A 16,985-nucleotide genomic window follows, 5' to 3' on the forward strand; every position below is an offset into this window, starting at 1 on the left:
AATATTCACCGATTGTACCAGAGTCTGTCACGTTAAAAAGTTGTCGTAATGTGCCATCTGGCGTTAATTTGCACCAATCTACCATAGAGTTGGTGAATCCTTAGAACCACCGACTTTAAATCCACAATTTCAACACAATTATTGCATAGGCCTGTCTATGAAAAAAACAGTTAACCCTGTGGCAACGCTCTCGAAAAATGATGTAGAAATTATTGCACGAGAAACGGTATATCGCGGTTTTTTTTCGCTTGATGTGTATCGCTTTCGCCATCGCCTGTTCAATGGCGAGATGAGCGGTGAGGTCAGACGTGAAATTTTTGAGCGCGGTCACGCTGCAGTCTTGCTACCCTTTGACCCAGTGCGCGATGAAGTGGTGCTGATTGAACAGATTCGCATCGCCGCCTATGACACCAGTGAAACGCCCTACCTGCTGGAGATGGTCGCCGGCATGATAGAAGAAGGGGAAACCGTCGAGGACGTTGCGCGACGGGAGTCGCAGGAAGAGGCGGGGCTGGATGTGGGGCGCGTGAAACAGTGCCTTAGCTATCTGGCAAGTCCGGGTGGTACCAGCGAGCGTCTGACCATTATGGTCGGCGAAGTGGACGCGACAACGGCCAAAGGTATTCATGGCCTGGCAGATGAACACGAAGACATTCGGGTTCACGTGGTAAGCCGGGAGTTCGCTTATCAGTGTGTAGAGGATGGAAAAATTGACAACGCAGCGTCTGTCATCGCTTTGCAATGGCTGCAGCTGCATTATCAGGACTTACGAAAAGAGTGGACCAAATGAAGCGATATACACCTGACTTCCCAGAAATGATGCGCCTGTGCGAAACGAACTTCGCACAATTGCGTCGCTTACTGCCGCGCGTTGATGAAGCCGGCGAAACGGTGAGCTATCAGGTGTCCAATGCGCAATATCGCTTAACGATAGTCGAATCAACTCGTTACACTACGCTGGTTACGATTGAACAAACGCTGCCAGCGGTAAGCTATTGGAGCCTGCCGTCAATGACGGTTCGACTGTATCATGATGCGATGGTGGCTGAAGTGTGTTCAAGTCAGCAGATCTTTCGCTTCAAAGCGCGGTATGATTATCCAAATAAAAAGTTGCATCAACGCGACGAAAAGCATCAAATTAATCAGTTTTTGGCTGATTGGCTGAGATTCTGTTTAGCACATGGAGCGATGGCGATTCCGGTTTGTACATAGCACCCTTCAGGCGTCATCAAAGACGCAGCGCGCGCGAAGTAGCCTGAGAGGATGATGTGTATATTTGCATCGTGAAACCTAAGGACACCATTTGGAAAGCCTTTTAAACCTTCCTCTGGCTGGTGGGGCCAGTGTTAGGGTACTGCAAATTACTGACACTCACCTGTTTGCCCAGAAAGATGAAACGCTGTTAGGGGTGAACACTTGGGAGAGCTATCACGCCGTCTTGCAGGCGATTCATGCCTCGGCGCGGGATATTGACCTAGTGGTCGCAACCGGCGATTTAGCACAGGATCACTCGTCCGCGGCCTATCAGCATTTTGCTGATGGCATCGCGAGTTTTTCTGCACCCTGCGTTTGGCTACCGGGCAATCATGATTTTCAGCCTTCAATGTACAGCACGCTGCAAGATGCTGGAATTTCCCCGGCGAAGCGCGTGCTGGTGGGCGAACGCTGGCAGATTTTGTTGCTGGACAGCCAGGTATTCGGCGTGCCTCACGGTGAACTGAGCGAGTTTCAGCTGGAGTGGCTGGAGAAACGTCTGGCCGAGGCGCCTGAGCGCCATACTCTCCTGCTTTTACACCATCATCCGCTCCCGTCAGGTTGTAGCTGGTTGGATCAGCACAGTTTGCGCAATGCCGGGGCGCTGGACGGCGTGTTGGCGCGTTATCCGCGCGTGAAAAACCTGCTGTGTGGTCACATTCACCAAGAGCTGGACGTTGACTGGAATGGTCGGCGTATCATGGCGACTCCGTCGACCTGCGTGCAGTTTAAACCGCATTGCTCGAACTTTACTCTGGATACCGTCTCCCCAGGGTGGCGCTGGCTGGAACTGCATGATGATGGTTCCCTGACCACCGAAGTCTGCCGTCTGGCCGGGGTGGAATTCCATCCTGATACCGCATCTGAAGGCTATTGATGTCAACGCTTCTCTATCTGCATGGATTCAACAGCTCCCCGTGGTCGGCGAAGGCTACCGCGCTTAAGCAATGGCTGGCGGAGCATTATCCCGATGTGAACATGCTGATCCCTCAATTGCCGGCATATCCTGCTCAGGCGGCCGAGCTGCTTGAGGCGCTGGTGCTGAAAAACGGCGGTGCGCCGCTCGGCATTGTTGGGTCGTCTTTGGGCGGTTATTACGCCACTTGGCTGTCGCAGTGTTTCATGCTGCCTGCGGTGGTGGTGAACCCGGCTGTCAGGCCGTTTGAACTGCTGGTGAATTTCCTTGGCCCGAACGAGAATCCCTACACCGGGCAGCAATATGTGCTAGAGTCTCGCCATATTTACGATCTTAAAGTGATGCAAATTGACCCGCTTGAAGCGCCGGATCTTATCTGGTTGCTACAGCAAACCGGTGATGAAGTTCTTGATTATCGCCAGGCCGTGGACTATTTCACCTCCTGCCGACAAACGGTCGAGGAGGGCGGTAATCACGCATTTACCGGCTTTGAAGATCACTTCACACAGATTATCGATTTTCTGGGGTTGCATTAAGCAGCGCCAACTACCTACGAATAGATCATGACGCAATCTTCTTATAACGCTGATGCCATTGAGGTACTCACCGGGCTTGAGCCGGTTCGCCGCCGCCCGGGGATGTATACAGATACCACACGTCCTAACCACATGGGTCAGGAAGTGATTGATAACAGCGTGGATGAAGCGCTGGCCGGGCACGCCAAGCGTGTCGAGGTGATCCTTCATGCCGATCAGTCGCTGGAAGTTATTGATGACGGTCGCGGCATGCCCGTCGACATTCACCCGGAAGAGGGTGTACCGGCGATTGAGCTGATCCTTTGTCGTTTGCATGCGGGGGGCAAGTTTTCGAATAAAAACTACCAGTTCTCCGGCGGCCTGCACGGCGTAGGGATCTCGGTGGTTAACGCCCTGTCAAAACGCGTGGAAGTTAACGTGCGCCGCGACGGTCAGATTTACAGCATCGCCTTTGAACACGGCGAAAAGGTTGAAGAACTGCATGTTTCCGGCACCTGCGGCAAACGCAACACCGGGACCAGCGTTCACTTCTGGCCTGACGAGAGCTTCTTCGATAGCCCACGTTTCTCAGCTTCCCGCTTAAGCCATCTGCTGAAAGCCAAAGCGGTACTCTGCCCGGGCGTGGAAATTGTCTTTAAAGACAAAGTGAATGATACCGAACAGACCTGGCGCTACGCCGACGGCCTGACCGATTATCTGAGCGAAGCGGTTAACGGCCTGCCGTTGCTGCCGGAAAAACCGTTTGTCGGTAATTTCTCTGGCGACACTGAAGCGGTCGATTGGGCGCTGCTGTGGCTGCCGGAAGGTGGCGAGCTGCTGACTGAAAGCTACGTCAACCTGATCCCAACCATGCAGGGCGGCACCCACGTGAACGGCCTGCGTCAAGGGCTGCTCGACGCCATGCGCGAGTTCTGCGAATACCGCAATATTCTGCCGCGTGGCGTGAAGCTGTCGGCGGAAGATATCTGGGATCGCTGCGCCTACGTGCTTTCCGTGAAGATGCAGGACCCGCAGTTTGCCGGGCAAACCAAAGAGCGTCTCTCTTCGCGTCAGTGTGCGGCCTTTGTTTCCGGCGTGGTAAAAGATGCCTTCAGCCTGTGGCTAAACCAGAACGTTCAGTCAGCTGAGCTGCTTGCGGAAATGGCGATTTCCAGCGCCCAGCGTCGTCTGCGCGCCGCCAAAAAAGTGGTGCGTAAAAAGCTCACCAGCGGCCCGGCGCTGCCCGGCAAGCTGGCAGACTGCACCGCGCAGGACCTGGCCCGTACCGAACTGTTCTTAGTTGAAGGTGACTCGGCGGGTGGCTCTGCGAAACAGGCTCGTGATCGTGAATACCAGGCGATCATGCCGCTGAAGGGTAAGATCCTCAATACTTGGGAAGTCTCTTCTGATGAAGTGCTGGCGTCGCAGGAAGTGCACGATATTTCCGTGGCGATCGGTATCGATCCTGACAGCGCCGATCTCAGCCAGCTGCGTTACGGCAAGATCTGTATCCTCGCGGATGCCGACTCCGATGGTTTACACATTGCGACCCTGCTGTGTGCGCTGTTTGTGAAACACTTCCGCGCGCTGGTAAAAGAAGGCCACGTTTATGTGGCGCTGCCGCCGCTTTATCGTATCGATCTGGGCAAAGAGGTTTACTACGCCCTGACCGAAGAGGAAAAAGCGGGTGTGCTGGAGCAGTTAAAGCGCAAGAAGGGCAAACCGAACGTTCAGCGCTTTAAAGGTCTGGGTGAGATGAATCCCCTGCAGCTGCGTGAAACGACACTCGATCCTAACACCCGCCGCTTGGTGCAGCTTTTCATCACCGATGAAGATGAAAATCAAACCAATGCGATGATGGATATGCTGCTGGCCAAGAAACGCTCGGAAGACCGTCGCAACTGGCTGCAGGAAAAAGGCGACTTGGCGGATATCGAAGGCTGATACGCTAAACTTATCCGACATGATGAAAAGGAGACGCTTGCGTCTCCTTTTTTATTACCCGCAACACCCTTTTGCACATCTTGCCAGCGTTCTTACGGGCAAATGAATCGATTCAATTCTAATTTCTACGCATACTGAAATGCCATTTTAAAATTTGGTATGACAGGTCACATTTTAGTTGTATGACTTCTTGCATATTCATTCGCGGGATATAAAACATACTTCTGAACATGGACGTCAATCTGTGCTGGCAATTGATTCGCATAGTGAATTTTATCTTTCATCAACAGAGAATCGTCTATGTTAAGAACAAAACTGGCAGTAAGCGTTTTATCTTTATCGTTACTGATGGGGTCTGCGGCCGTGATGGCAAAAACGGTGTTCATTGCTTCCGATGTGCACCCGGCTGATTATCCGACGACCGCAGCGGTTATCCATATGGGTGAAAAACTCAGCGCGCAAACGGATGGGCGGCTTTCCATCCGGATGTTCCCAAGCGGGCAGATGGGCGATGAAAGTACAACGCTGGAAAAAACACGCGCAGGGGCAATTGATATTCTGCGTGTCTCCATGGCGCCGGTCGGCGGCATTCTTCCTCAGGTTAGCGTATTCAACATGCCGTTTGTGTTCCGCGACGTCGATCATCAGCACAAAGTGCTGGATGGAAACATAGGGACCAAGCTGGCGAAAGAGATCTCCGACAGCAACCTCGGCCTGGTATTCCTCGGATGGATGGATGCGGGCTCCCGCAGCCTGATCACCAAAAAACCGATCACCACTCTCGACGATCTGAAAGGGGTGAAAATCCGCCTGCAGAACAACCCGATTGGTCTGGATACCTTTAAAGCACTTGGCGCGAACCCTATTGTTCTGCCGGTTGGCGATGTATTTGCTAGCCTGCAAACCGGGGTTATCGACGCCGCAGAAAACAACGAACCTACCTTTGATACCGAAAACTACGTGGTGGCAGGAACCAAGTACTTCGATCTGACCGAGCATTTTATGATCCCAGAAGTGCTCGCCTTCTCGAAACGTAAATGGAGCAAACTCACGCCAGAAGATCAGGCTCTGATCGCCAAGCTGGCGAAAGAAGCGCAAGCGGAAGAGCGCGTGCTGTGGGCCGAATACGTTGAGAAATCCAAGCAGCGTCTGCAGAGCCAGGGCGTGAAATTCCTCCCGGTCGATAAAAAGCCGTTCGTCGACGCGACTGCGCCGGTACGTGAAAAATACGGTAAACAGTTCAGTGATTTAATGCAGGAAATTCAGGACACCAAATAATGCGCATTGGGGCGGGCTGGCTGCGTCCAGTCTGCCCGATTTGAGCTGGAGATAAAGATGAAAAATTTCTATGTCCTGGTCATGGATGGCGTATATCGGATTTGCATTTGGCTATCAGGGATTAGCCTGTTGTTTATGACGTTTATTTATCTGGTGGGGATCTACGCCCGCTTTCGCCCTGACTTTCCCGCGTGGCTTGGCTTTTTACCGCACGCGTCAACCAGTTGGCCCGAGCCGCTGTCGCAGATTTGCATGATCACGTTTTCCTTCGTCGGCGCTGCAGCCGCGTACCGCGCAGGAAGCCATATTGCCATTACCATGCTGGTCGATCATATCAACCCGGCGATGAAAAAGGCGCTGGCGGTATTTGTCGATCTGGCAATGCTGGCAACCTGCTTGTTTATTATCCACTGGGGAATTATTGGCTGTATGGATGCCTGGGAGGACGTGGTGCCATCGCTGCCGTTCCTGACTTCCGGTATCACCCATATGCCGATTCCGATTGGCGCGTTCTTCACGCTGCTGTTCGTGGTGGAGAAACTACTGTGTGGTCCGCAAACGCACCGCGAGCTGGTGCAGTTTGGATCGCCAAAAGTGGGTCACTAAGGAAAGGTAATCATGGACTTAACGCTGATTGTTTTTGTTGTGACCTTCGTGGTGTTGATGGCTGTCGGGATGCCGGTGGCGTACGCCGTTGGCCTGACCGCCGTGGTAGTGACGGCCTTCGCAGATTTCTCACTCGATGGCCTGATCATTACCATCTTCCACAGCACCGATAACGTCAACCTGCTGACCATCCCGTTCTTTGTGTTCGCTGGGGCGATTATGGCTGAAGGCGGGATGGCGCGTAGGCTGGTGGATTTTGCCGGCCTGTTCGTCGGCTGGATCCGCGGCGGCCTGTCGTTGGTGAATATCCTCGCGTCCACGCTGTTTGGTGCGATCTCCGGATCGTCTGTCGCGGATACCGCTTCTATCGGATCGGTGCTGATCCCCGAGATGGAGCGTAAAGGTTATCCGCGTTCCTTCGGCGCGGTGCTGACCGCCAGCGCCTCGGTACAGGCGATCCTTGTGCCGCCGAGTCACAACTCGGTGCTGTTCGCGATCGTGGCAAACACCGCCGCGGTAACCATTCCGGCGATGTTCCTTGCCGGGATTATTCCCACGCTGGTGCTGTGCGTTACGCTAATCGTTATGTGCCTGATTGCAGCGCGCAAAAATAACTACCCGAAAGAGGAGCGCGTTGAGCTTAAGCGGAAACTGAAAATTGCCTCAGATGCTATCTGGGGGCTGGTCACTATCGTGATTATCTCCGGCGGCATTCTGTCGGGCTTTTTCACCCCAACGGAATCCGGCGCCATTGCCTGTATCTGGGCGATGTTCGTCACGTTCTTTGTCTATCGCGAATATAAACTCAAAGATTTCCCTAAGCTTATCCATCGCACGATCAAGACCGTCACCATGGTGATGGTGCTGATTGCCTTCGCCGCCGCCTTTGGCTCGGTGATGACGCTGGTGGGGCTGCCGCAGGAAATTTCTGCCGGGTTGCTGTCACTGTCGGACAACAAGTATGTCATTTTGTTGATTATCAACATTATGCTGTTACTGCTAGGCTGTCTGATGGATATGGCGCCGCTGATTCTGATCCTCACGCCGATCCTGCTTCCGGTGGTGGTTGCGCTGGGCATCGATCCGGTGCACTTTGGCATCATCATGATGATGAACCTCGGGATTGGCCTAATCACGCCGCCGGTTGGTTCCGTACTGTTCGTGGCGAGCGCCGTGAGCGGGCAGAAAATTGAGACCGTCGTGAAAGCGATGATCCCGTTCTACTGCGTGCTGTTCCTGGTGCTGATTGCCATTACTTACATCCCGACAATCTCGCTGTGGCTGCCGGGGCATTTTCGCTAACCGCGCTGAATGTGATTTTTCCGATACTGCAAGGGGGTCTCGCCGATCCCCTTTTTAAATGAGCTAATAAAGTAGGTCACCTCGGCAAATCCTACCTGTCCGGCAATTTCATTGACCGGCAGGGCGCTGTGCAGCAGCAGTTCACAGGCGCGACGCAGGCGCAGCGTATTGAGATAATCGTGAATATGTTCTCCGGTTTCGGCATGAAAGCGGCGCGACAGATAGCTGCGCGATTTTCCAAGCTCTGCTGCCAACGCATCGAGGCTGAACTTCTTCTGATAATTTTCTTCAATCCAGAACATCACCGGACTGGCGATACCCTGTGCGGTATCCGCCATTTTCTCCTGTACGGGCGGCAGCATGGTGAACAGCGTCATCAGCATACAGGCGATCTGTTCGGTGCTTAGGGCCGAGCGCGTGGCGGCGTGGGTATACAGGCTGAACAGATGGTCGATATGCGGGTGAATATCCGCTAAATCGGCAACAAATGCCGGGCGACCGCGAGCGGAAAGCGCCTGCAAACGGCGGTGATTTTCAGGGAAATGGCGGAAAAATGTAGCGATTGCATGCTGGTCAACGTGAATGATGGTGCGGCGATAGCTGTCCTGCGCTTTCTCATCCACCATGACTTTATGCAGCGTAAACGGCGGGAAGAAAAAGAGCCTGCCGGGGCGCATGGTGTACTGGCGATTATCGACAATCACCACGCCAAATCCCTCTTCGACATAGAGAATTTCCAGACACTGATGCCAGTGGTGGTAGCGCACGGTATTGGCAAAAAGTCGGCTGAATGACGCCACAGTGTCATTCAGTGTGATGAGCTCCAGATGTTCGGCATTCCAAGACGCAGTCATGTGCAATAAATTTAAATTTTTACCGGGTTAATCTTACTACTAAACCACTGTTTTAAATTTTATCAAGACGTGGTTCAGACAATACTATCAGTTGTGATCGGGTTAACATTTCTCTATCGGCTGGATTCTCTATGCTTTAGCCACTTTCGAGGATGGTTAAATTAGGGGTCAGGACAGTGGCTGAAATATCAAAAATATTGTCATCGCGTGAAGACGTCACGCAAACGTTGGTGACGATGCTGAGCGCTCTCGATAAACAATTTCCCGCAGACGTGGCGCAGTTCTCATTGGGTAAAACCTGTGCGCACTATTCCACGGATATAGCGGAGATGGAGGGTTTATCGAGAGCGCTTTGGGGCCTGTTTCCGCTGCTGGCGGGCGGAGCCGACGTGCCGTTTAGCGATAAATACATTACCGCGATAAAGCTTGGCACCGACCCGCAAAGCCCGTCTTACTGGGGCGAAACCGGGCCGTACGATCAGCGTCTGGTGGAGATGGCAGCCTATGGTTTGGGCCTGGCGCTGTTGCAGAATAAACTCACTGACGTATTCAGCGAGGCTGAGTTAGCCAACCTGCACCGCTGGCTTAACCAAATCACCGACGCCCAGATGCCGGACAGTAACTGGAACTACTTTGCCATTATCGTTCAGCTCGGTTTTAAACGTGCGGGCCTGCCGTACGACCAGGCGGCAATCGATCGCCGCTTCGGCATGATGGAAGCCTACTACCTTGGCGATGGCTGGTACTCAGATGGCCCTGGTCGGCCAAAAGATTACTATATCTCGATGGCGTTCCATTTCTATGGCCTGATTTACGCCACGTTGAACGCACATGACGACCCGACGCGTGCGGCGACGTTGCGCGAACGCGCCTGCTTGTTTGCCAAAGACTTCATCTATCTTTCCGCCGCCGACGGCGCATCGGTGCCTTTTGGCCGCAGCCTGACCTACCGCTTTGCGATGGTCGCTTTCTGGAGTGGCGTAGCCTTTGCTGGGCTGGACGTTTTCTCGCCAGGTGTGGTGAAGGGCATTATTCTGCGTCACCTGCGCTGGTGGCTGAAGCAACCGATTTTCGACCGTGATGGCATCTTAACGCTCGGATTTGCTTACCCGAATCTGGCGATGTGTGAAGACTACAACGCACCGGGCTCACCGTACTGGGCGCTGAAAATGTTCCTGATTTTAGCGCTGCCGGCAGACCACGCTTTCTGGCTGGCCGAAGAAATGCCGCTGCCGACGCTGTCAGCAACTCACGCGATTGTTCCGGCTCAGCAAATTTTGCAGCACAGCGAAAACTCACAGCACGTGGTCATGCTGACCTCTGGGCAGTTGGAGCTGAACAATTACGTCAACACCGAGGCCAAATACACCAAGTTTGCCTATTCCACCCGCTTTGGCTTCACCATCGAACGGGGGCGTTACGGTATCAAACATGCGGCCTGTGACTCGATGCTGCTGTTATCGGATAGCGACAACTACTGGCGTGGACGCCGCGAGTGCGAGTGCGTTGAAATGCTGGAGGGGGCAATTTATTCCCGCTGGCTGCCGTGGCACGACGTGCGGATTGAGACCTGGCTTATTCTGTGCGGCGATTGGCACGTGCGCGTACACCGTGTTAATACCGCACGGCGGCTACAGACCGTAGAAGGTGGCTTTGCCGTGATGAAGGCGGATGTCGAATCGCGTGCGCGGTGGAGCCGGGTGCGGGCGACCAACGGCGTCAGCATGATTGCCGATATTTCGCCTGTTGCCCGCCAGGGCGACAGCGTAGTCACACCACCTAACAGTAGCGTGATGTTTGCCGAGTGCGCGGTGATCCCAACCTTAACGGGCGAAATTGAACCCGGCGAACATTGGCTATGCTGCGCCGTCAACGCCAGCGGCGACGATAATGCGCTTCAGCCGGTATTGCCAACGCTGCTTATTGAAAATAATACACTGCGCGTGACGGATAACACCTGTAGTAAAACCCTTGTGTTGCATATTTAAAATAACGAAATAAATAAAAACCTCTGGCACGCTCTGAAAGCAATATTCAGAGCGTACACCCTACAACGTTTGGTCGAGGACCGTATGGAAAAAATATCGTCTCAAAACAGACTGGAATATTATAAAATAAGCTCTTTCATATTTTTATACTTCTTTACTTGGTCGGCCAGTATTGGCTTGTTTGCCATCTGGTTAGGGCAGAAAGCGGAATTGAGCGGCGCGGTAATTGGTACTGTATTTGCGGTAAACGGTATATTCTCGGTTGTCTTAAAACCGATTTATGGCTATATCCTCGATAAAATAGGCATGAGCAAATATTTGCTCTATTTTGTAGTGGTGATGTCGGCTCTGATGGCACCCTTCTTTATTTATGTCTATCAGCCGCTGCTGCTGTCCCACACCACGGTGGGGATTGTGGTCGGGGCAATTTACTTGAGTTTTGCTTGGTATGCGGGCGTGGCGGCCTGTGAGTCTTATGCCGATCGCTACAGCCGCCTAAACAGCATGGAATTCGGCCAGATTCGTATGTGGGGTTCGCTCGGCTGGGCGGTCGCTTCATCCTTCTCCGGCCTGCTGTTTAATATCTCTCCGGCCTATAACTTTATTCTCGGTAGCGTGGCGTCACTTGTGATGCTGGCGGTACTGATAAGCCTGAAGGTTGATACTCAGACCCGCAATGCCGACGCGGTTATCTCCAAAGATAAGATTGTCTTGAAAGACGTTTTTGATCTGCTGAAAAGCGGTAAATTCTGGGCCTTCTGCCTGTACGTGGCGGGGGTGGCGTGGATGATGTTTGTTGCGGAGCAACAGTTCTCCCGCTATTTCGTGACGTTCTTTAGCGATGTTCATGAGGGCAATACGGTATTTGGCCTGCTGGGGACGGTACAGTCTGGCACCGAATTCGTGATGTATATCTTCATGCCGATGTTCGTTAACTATATTGGCGCAAAACGCGGCCTGTTGATTGTTGGTGTTTTAGTTGGCGCTCGCTTGGTTATTTCCGGGCTGTGCGATTCTCACCTGCTTATTTCAGTTATCAAACCGTTGTATGGTTTGGAAATCTGTTTGTTGCTGGTGTCGGTATTTAAATATATCGCTGAGCATTTTGATAAGCGCGTCAACGCAACCATGTATTTATTGGGTTATCAGGCCATGCTTTATATCGGTAACGTCGTTGTCTCTTCACCCGCCGGTTTATTATACGACCGAATTGGCTTTGAAAAGACCTATATGATCATGGGCGGTATTGCGCTGTTCTTCACGCTTATCTCCGCTTTCACGCTATCCGCTTGTCAACGCCAGAATCATCGCCAGCCTGCGCTGGATGTGGCTGAAAACGGTATTTCTAAATAAGCTCGACTGAATGAAGGAACCGAAAATGTTAACTCGTATCGCTCTGGAAAAACTGCGCGAATACCCTGGGGCACCCGTTAATCTCCAAGCGTTTAACGATGAACTGTGCTCGGCGCGTAGCCATGTCCTTAAGCTGATTAGCCGTCATATAACGGATTTCGGTGATAAATTCCCAGGCGAAGCCTGCGTAGAGGGCATCTACCCGTTAACGGAAAATGTGGAATGGACCACCAGTTTTTGGACCGGTCAGCTGTGGCTGGCGTGGGAAATGACCGGAGAGGAAAAGTACCGCGAGTTGGCCGAAAAACACGTGCGTTCTTTTGGCCTGCGTATCGCCGGGCGTCAGGATACCAACACCCACGATCTGGGCTTTTTATATACGCTCTCCTGCGTGGCGGCATGGCGTTTGACCGGTAACCGCGAGGCGCGAGGTTTTTCATTGCAGGCGGCGGAAGCGCTGTTAGAACGCTTCCACCGTAAAGCCGAGATTATCCAAGCTTGGGGCGTACTGACCGATCCGGAGCAGGCGGGCCGCATGATTATCGACTGCACCATGAACCTGCCGCTGCTGTACTGGGCGACCGAGCAGACAGGCGATCCGCGCTTTGCCGACGCCGCCCGCGCCCACGTGCGTCAGTCGGCAAAATACCTGGTGCGCGACGATGCTTCAACCTGGCACACCTACTATATGGATGTGCAAACCGGCGCACCGCGATTTGGCAAGACGCAGCAGGGTTACGCCGATGACTCGTGCTGGTCGCGGGGACAGGCGTGGGGGATTTATGGCTTTATGCTGAGCTTCCTTTACACCGGCGATAAAGAACTCATTGGCCTATCGAAAAAACTGGCGAATTACTTCCTGAACCGCCTGCCGGAAGATGCCATCTGCCATTGGGATTTAGCGCTGGTCGGTACCGACGCGCTACGTGATTCGTCGTCGGCGGCGATTGCGGTCTGTGGCCTGCTGGAACTGGTGAAGTATTTGCCGATCACCGATCCGGATCGTGAACGTTATCAGCAGTGGGCGATGGCCATGATGTCATCGCTATCAAAACGCTACTTAGTCGGCGTGGATGAGCCGGGAACCGGCGTACTGAAACACTCGGTTTATCACTTCGCCAGCGATAAAGGCGTGGATGAGTGCTGCAGCTGGGGAGATTACTTCTATGTGGAAGCGCTGGTGCGCATGACGCAGAGCTGGAAGCCGTACTGGTAATCTTGTCACCCTCTCCCAAACGGGGAGAGGGTGGTATTACGCGAGTCTAAGATCAGGCTTTTGGAATACGCAACGTCTGGCCGGGATAGATTTTATCCGGGCTGGACAGCATAGGGCGGTTAGCTTCGAAGATTTTGTTGTACAGATTGGCGTTACCGTAAACCGTTTTGGAAATGGCACTGAGCGTATCGCCAGATTTTACCGTGTAATAGGTCGCTTCATCGTGGGCGTCGGTGGTTGTGATATTGTTTTCAACCTCGCTAACTCCAGCGATATTGCCCACCGCCACCTGAATTTTTTCTTTCTCTTCCTGCGTCAGCCCATCGCCAGTCACGCTGGCTTTGCCATCGGTGATACTGACCTGCACTTTATCCGCGCCGGGAATATTCAGTTTCTTGAGATGCTCGGCGGCCTTGTCGCCCTGTCCTTTATGGTCAGTCAGACTGTCCCAGAGTTTTTCACCGGCTTCTTTTACAAAGTTAAAAATACCCATTCCATTCTCCTGTTGAACATGAAGACTGAATAAGCATAGCAGGTGAGGGAGAGTGCGGTGATGAGCCCCTCAGCGCAAAGGCGAGGGGCGGGGAGAAGATTAAACGCCTGGCTGTAAAATACGAATAGTGGTGTCTAAAACATCGCCTTTCACCGCTTCGCCCCACGCTTTCATGTGCGGGGTTTGCAGGTGTGCTTCTAGGTGCGCAACGCTTTCCCACACTTCTACCATAACGATAGAGTCAGGAGCGGTGGTCTGGAAGCTCACGTCAGCCGCGTGATCGACCAGCGGCGCGTAACCGTGGCAGCCGTCTTCTTGCAGTACGGTTGGGATGATTTTTGTAAACTGTTCCAGTACCGCCTGACGGTGGTGTTGCCCTGGACGAGTACGGATTTCAGCAATAACTGTCAACATGATTAACTCCTTCTAATTCCAGCGTCCCAGTTAAGCAAAAATCTTCGCAAGATGCTCGCGGTATTCTGCAACATAGCGTGGAACGTCTGGCATTTTAATCACGTCGTTGGTGATAAAGGTCGGCAGCGCTTCCATCCCCAGGAACTGGTTGGCTTTATGGAACGGCAGATAAACACCGTCAACGCCGACGCCATGGAAGAACTGATCTTTATCGGTAAAGGCTTCCATCGGGGCGTTCCAGGTCAGAGACAGCATGTAGGTTTTACCCTGAATCAAACCGCCGGAACCATATTTTTTGCTGGCATCAGAACGGGTACGACCATCGCTGGCGTACAGAGAACCGTGACCTTCGGTGAAGACGTCATCGATATATTTTTTCACCGTCCACGGTGCGCCCATCCACCAACCCGGCATCTGCCAGATAACGGTATCGGCCCACAGGAAGTTTTGAACTTCCGCTTTGACGTCATAGTCGCCATCGGCGCGAACGACCTTAACATCATGCCCGAGGTCGCGCAGATAGGTCTCCGCGACTTCAGTCATGGTGTCGTTGAGTTGACCGTTGGAGTGGCCGAATTTTTTTGCGCCGTTAACAATCAGAATGTTGCTCATTATTTGTCCTCAAGAAAATGCGTTTGTCAGCCATGATACTCGGCCCAGCAAAGTGGTTAAATGTACAAAATGTGCAAAGTCTTTTGCTGTAAACGCAATAATTTAACTACCAGCGAATCATGACCTGGAAGCCGCCACCCGGCGCATTACTGAAAGCAACCGACATCTGGTGCAGCGCGGCGATGCGCTGCACGATAGATAACCCAAGCCCGCTGCCGGTTTCATCTTGCCCGGGAGGGCGATAAAAACGCTCGCCGATGCGTTCCAGCGCCTGCGGACTTATCCCCGGCCCGTTATCGCGCACGCTAAAACCGTTGCGTTCAAGGGTAACGTCTACCACGCTGCCAGCGGGGCTATAGCGCACGGCGTTGTCCAACAGATTGCGCACCAGCAGGCTCAATAGCAGCGGCTGAGCGACTCGGCTGACCTGCTGGGCGTGTAGGTGCAAGCGGATCTCAATATTGGCTTTTTGTGCCGAGTGGTAGATATCCATCACTGAAGATTGCAGCAGATCGTCGAGGCTGACTGACTGCACATCGGCCAGTTGCTCCAACGAGTCGAGACGGGAGAGGGTCAGCAATTGCTCTACCAGCCGGGTTGCACGATCGATACCGGCATGCAACTGGCTCAGTGCCTTGCTCTGGCTTTGCGGATCGTCTTGTGACATTTGCGCCACTTCGGCCTGCACTCGCAGCGCGGTCAGCGGGCTGCGCAGCTCATGGGCCGCGTCGGAAGTGAAGCGGCGTTCGCGGGACATCATGTCATGGGTGCGGCGAAATAGCTGGTTCAGGGCGTCGAGCAGCGGGCGTACCTCGCTTGGCACGCCGTCGGTGGCGAGCGGACAGCCAGAGTCCGGATCGCGCTGGCGCAGGGTGCGGGTTAGTTTTTTCAACGGCGCCAGCTCGCGGCTTAACAGCAATATCAGCAGCAAAAACATCACCGGTAGGGCAATAAGCCACGGCGTGAGCTGGCCGGTGATGATATCGAGCGCCATCTCCCGGCGGTAGTCCCACTCCTGGCCGACCACGATGCGGTATTTCTTATCGGCGGTGGTGAGCCAGAGGAAACGCCAGCCGTCGTCATCGTTGCTCAGATGACCGTCGTCAAAACCTTCACGACGATAATGGTAGGGAATATAGGGACCGTTCTCGCCATCATGCAGCACCATTTTGCCATCGACGGTATAAATGGCGAAGGCCAGCGCGTCATCATCTAGGTGACCATGCTTGACCTTTTTCGGTGCGCGGATCCACTGTCGCGATGTCGGCAGGTCGGCGAAATCCATCGCGCTGATGCGTTTTGCAAAGAGCATTTGCTGGGTGTCGAATAGCTTATCGAGCTTATGGGTCGTCTGCTTCCAGGCAATGACGCTGGCAAAGCACCACGCTACGGCGGCGAGCAGCATAAACAGAAGCGTCAGGCGAAAGCGCAGACTCAGGCGGCGGAGCAGATTCATTGGTCACCTAGGGTATAACCGATACCGTGAACGGTGCGGATAAAATGGCTGCCGAGCTTACGGCGCAGATGGTGGACGTGGACTTCGATGGCGTTGCTACTGACCTCTTCATCCCAGCTATAGAGCTTCTCTTCTATCAGTTTACGCGGCAATACGCGTCCGGCGTTGCGTAACAAAAGTTCCAGCAGCGCGAACTCTTTCGGTTTAAGCATCAACGGAGCACCGCTGAGGCTGGCCACCAGTTTACCAGGATCAAGCTCGACCTCGCCGTGGCGCAGAATGCTGCTGGTTTGCCCGTGCGCACGGCGAATCAATGCTTCCAACCGTGCGGCGACTTCAATCAGGGCGAACGGTTTACACAGGTAGTCGTCGGCGCCGAGGCGCAGCCCTTCCACGCGCTGGCTCAGTGCGTCGCGTGCGGTCAGGATCAGCACCGGTTCGCGGTGGGACTTTTCGCGCCACTCGCGCAAAATATCCAGCCCGTCGATGCCGGGTAGGGTGAGATCGAGGATCACCGCATCGTACGGGGCGCTATAGAGCGCAATTTTTCCCTCTTCACCACGGGTAAACCAGTCGATGCTAAAACCCATTTTACCGAGCCCGGTTTTGATGCCATCGCCAATGAGTTTGTCATCTTCCACCAATAAAATACGCATTTGCCGCTCCTTGCCCGCTACCGTATAGATCAAGTAAACCGCGCCTTTACGCGCGCTGTACAGCAAAAATAAATATTTTTTCCCCTTAAGAAGTTGTTAAGAATTACCCTGTGAAATAGGCATCAGAA

The 16,985-nt window shown here is 53.4% G+C and carries 17 protein-coding genes; 11 read left to right on the top strand and 6 right to left on the bottom strand.

What is annotated here, in order from left to right; all coding sequences use genetic code 11:
• Positions 1–157: 157 nt before the first annotated feature.
• The 8 genes from nudF to AB4K05_RS01065 all read left to right on the top strand — a co-directional run bounded on the left by nudF (position 158) and on the right by AB4K05_RS01065 (position 7,815).
• Positions 158–790 carry an ADP-ribose diphosphatase gene (gene nudF / locus AB4K05_RS01030; protein ID WP_368478209.1) on the top strand — a complete coding sequence of 211 codons (633 nt, stop codon included), beginning with the start codon at positions 158–160 and terminating at the stop codon, positions 788–790.
• The gene (locus AB4K05_RS01035) at positions 787–1,212 is read left to right on the top strand and encodes a DUF1249 family protein (RefSeq protein ID WP_368478210.1); all 426 of its coding nucleotides are present in this window, start codon (positions 787–789) and stop codon (positions 1,210–1,212) included. Before nudF ends, AB4K05_RS01035 begins: the two co-directional genes overlap by 4 nt.
• 91 nt (positions 1,213–1,303) lie before the next feature.
• Positions 1,304–2,131, top strand: a complete 828-nt coding sequence (gene cpdA / locus AB4K05_RS01040; protein WP_368478211.1) for a 3',5'-cyclic-AMP phosphodiesterase — start codon at positions 1,304–1,306, stop codon at positions 2,129–2,131.
• Positions 2,131–2,706 carry an esterase YqiA gene (yqiA, locus tag AB4K05_RS01045; protein WP_368478212.1) on the top strand — a complete coding sequence of 192 codons (576 nt, stop codon included), beginning with the start codon at positions 2,131–2,133 and terminating at the stop codon, positions 2,704–2,706. Before cpdA ends, yqiA begins: the two co-directional genes overlap by 1 nt.
• Before the next feature lie 27 nt (positions 2,707–2,733).
• Positions 2,734–4,629 (top strand): DNA topoisomerase IV subunit B, encoded by a 1,896-nt coding sequence (gene parE, locus AB4K05_RS01050; RefSeq protein WP_368478213.1) that lies wholly within the window; start codon positions 2,734–2,736, stop codon positions 4,627–4,629.
• A 300-nt stretch (positions 4,630–4,929) separates the two neighbouring features.
• A complete protein-coding gene (locus AB4K05_RS01055) occupies positions 4,930–5,907 on the top strand; it encodes a TRAP transporter substrate-binding protein (RefSeq protein WP_368478214.1) in 978 nt (325 codons plus the stop codon).
• Between the two features lie 57 nt (positions 5,908–5,964).
• Positions 5,965–6,513, top strand: coding sequence for a TRAP transporter small permease (locus AB4K05_RS01060; protein WP_368478215.1), 549 nt, complete (start codon positions 5,965–5,967; stop codon positions 6,511–6,513).
• Positions 6,514–6,525: 12 nt separating this feature from the next.
• Positions 6,526–7,815: a TRAP transporter large permease gene (locus AB4K05_RS01065; RefSeq protein WP_368478216.1), complete on the top strand. Its 1,290-nt coding sequence runs from the start codon at positions 6,526–6,528 to the stop codon at positions 7,813–7,815.
• On the opposite strand, the gene AB4K05_RS01070 is transcribed toward AB4K05_RS01065, so the two are convergent.
• Positions 7,812–8,669 carry a helix-turn-helix domain-containing protein gene (locus AB4K05_RS01070; RefSeq protein WP_368478217.1) on the bottom strand — a complete coding sequence of 286 codons (858 nt, stop codon included), beginning with the start codon at positions 8,667–8,669 and terminating at the stop codon, positions 7,812–7,814. The genes AB4K05_RS01065 and AB4K05_RS01070 overlap by 4 nt on opposite strands.
• Positions 8,670–8,845: 176 nt before the next feature.
• On the opposite strand from AB4K05_RS01070, the gene AB4K05_RS01075 reads away from it, so the two are divergent.
• The 3 genes from AB4K05_RS01075 to AB4K05_RS01085 all read left to right on the top strand — a co-directional run bounded on the left by AB4K05_RS01075 (position 8,846) and on the right by AB4K05_RS01085 (position 13,226).
• On the top strand, positions 8,846–10,657 hold the full coding sequence (locus AB4K05_RS01075) for a DUF2264 domain-containing protein (protein ID WP_368478218.1): 1,812 nt from the start codon (positions 8,846–8,848) through the stop codon (positions 10,655–10,657).
• Positions 10,658–10,741: 84 nt separating this feature from the next.
• Positions 10,742–12,010 carry an oligosaccharide MFS transporter gene (locus AB4K05_RS01080; protein WP_368478219.1) on the top strand — a complete coding sequence of 423 codons (1,269 nt, stop codon included), beginning with the start codon at positions 10,742–10,744 and terminating at the stop codon, positions 12,008–12,010.
• A gap of 25 nt (positions 12,011–12,035) precedes the next feature.
• A complete protein-coding gene (locus tag AB4K05_RS01085) occupies positions 12,036–13,226 on the top strand; it encodes a glycoside hydrolase family 88 protein (protein WP_368478220.1) in 1,191 nt (396 codons plus the stop codon).
• A 52-nt stretch (positions 13,227–13,278) separates the two neighbouring features.
• Here the strand turns inward: AB4K05_RS01085 and lysM are convergent, their stop codons facing one another.
• From lysM to qseB, 5 genes are all read right to left on the bottom strand, one after another.
• Positions 13,279–13,719: a peptidoglycan-binding protein LysM gene (lysM, locus tag AB4K05_RS01090; RefSeq protein ID WP_368478221.1), complete on the bottom strand. Its 441-nt coding sequence runs from the start codon at positions 13,717–13,719 to the stop codon at positions 13,279–13,281.
• Positions 13,720–13,818: 99 nt separating this feature from the next.
• Positions 13,819–14,133 (bottom strand): putative quinol monooxygenase, encoded by a 315-nt coding sequence (locus tag AB4K05_RS01095; RefSeq protein ID WP_368478222.1) that lies wholly within the window; start codon positions 14,131–14,133, stop codon positions 13,819–13,821.
• Positions 14,134–14,163: 30 nt separating this feature from the next.
• The gene (locus AB4K05_RS01100) at positions 14,164–14,745 is read right to left on the bottom strand and encodes an NAD(P)H-dependent oxidoreductase (RefSeq protein WP_368478223.1); all 582 of its coding nucleotides are present in this window, start codon (positions 14,743–14,745) and stop codon (positions 14,164–14,166) included.
• Positions 14,746–14,851: 106 nt separating this feature from the next.
• Positions 14,852–16,201 (bottom strand): quorum sensing histidine kinase QseC, encoded by a 1,350-nt coding sequence (gene qseC / locus AB4K05_RS01105; RefSeq protein WP_368478224.1) that lies wholly within the window; start codon positions 16,199–16,201, stop codon positions 14,852–14,854.
• Positions 16,198–16,857, bottom strand: coding sequence for a quorum sensing response regulator transcription factor QseB (gene qseB / locus AB4K05_RS01110; RefSeq protein WP_368478225.1), 660 nt, complete (start codon positions 16,855–16,857; stop codon positions 16,198–16,200). Before qseB ends, qseC begins: the two co-directional genes overlap by 4 nt.
• Between the last annotated feature and the right edge of the window lie 128 nt (positions 16,858–16,985).

Origin of the sequence: Kluyvera sp. STS39-E (assembly GCF_040932435.1) — a bacterium.
Lineage (GTDB): Bacteria > Pseudomonadota > Gammaproteobacteria > Enterobacterales > Enterobacteriaceae > Kluyvera.

Excerpts from the sequence above, each read along its gene's own strand:
- lysM (WP_368478221.1), bottom strand. The coding sequence starts at position 13,719 with ATGGGTATTTTTAACTTTGTAAAAGAAGCCGGTGAAAAACTCTGGGAC.
- parE (WP_368478213.1), top strand. The coding sequence starts at position 2,734 with ATGACGCAATCTTCTTATAACGCTGATGCCATTGAGGTACTCACCGGG.
- AB4K05_RS01035 (WP_368478210.1), top strand. The coding sequence starts at position 787 with ATGAAGCGATATACACCTGACTTCCCAGAAATGATGCGCCTGTGCGAA.
- AB4K05_RS01055 (WP_368478214.1), top strand. The coding sequence starts at position 4,930 with ATGTTAAGAACAAAACTGGCAGTAAGCGTTTTATCTTTATCGTTACTG.
- AB4K05_RS01095 (WP_368478222.1), bottom strand. The coding sequence starts at position 14,133 with ATGTTGACAGTTATTGCTGAAATCCGTACTCGTCCAGGGCAACACCAC.
- nudF (WP_368478209.1), top strand. The coding sequence starts at position 158 with ATGAAAAAAACAGTTAACCCTGTGGCAACGCTCTCGAAAAATGATGTA.
- qseB (WP_368478225.1), bottom strand. The coding sequence starts at position 16,857 with ATGCGTATTTTATTGGTGGAAGATGACAAACTCATTGGCGATGGCATC.
- yqiA (WP_368478212.1), top strand. The coding sequence starts at position 2,131 with ATGTCAACGCTTCTCTATCTGCATGGATTCAACAGCTCCCCGTGGTCG.
- AB4K05_RS01100 (WP_368478223.1), bottom strand. The coding sequence starts at position 14,745 with ATGAGCAACATTCTGATTGTTAACGGCGCAAAAAAATTCGGCCACTCC.
- AB4K05_RS01085 (WP_368478220.1), top strand. The coding sequence starts at position 12,036 with ATGTTAACTCGTATCGCTCTGGAAAAACTGCGCGAATACCCTGGGGCA.
- AB4K05_RS01070 (WP_368478217.1), bottom strand. The coding sequence starts at position 8,669 with ATGACTGCGTCTTGGAATGCCGAACATCTGGAGCTCATCACACTGAAT.
- AB4K05_RS01060 (WP_368478215.1), top strand. The coding sequence starts at position 5,965 with ATGAAAAATTTCTATGTCCTGGTCATGGATGGCGTATATCGGATTTGC.
- AB4K05_RS01080 (WP_368478219.1), top strand. The coding sequence starts at position 10,742 with ATGGAAAAAATATCGTCTCAAAACAGACTGGAATATTATAAAATAAGC.
- qseC (WP_368478224.1), bottom strand. The coding sequence starts at position 16,201 with ATGAATCTGCTCCGCCGCCTGAGTCTGCGCTTTCGCCTGACGCTTCTG.
- AB4K05_RS01065 (WP_368478216.1), top strand. The coding sequence starts at position 6,526 with ATGGACTTAACGCTGATTGTTTTTGTTGTGACCTTCGTGGTGTTGATG.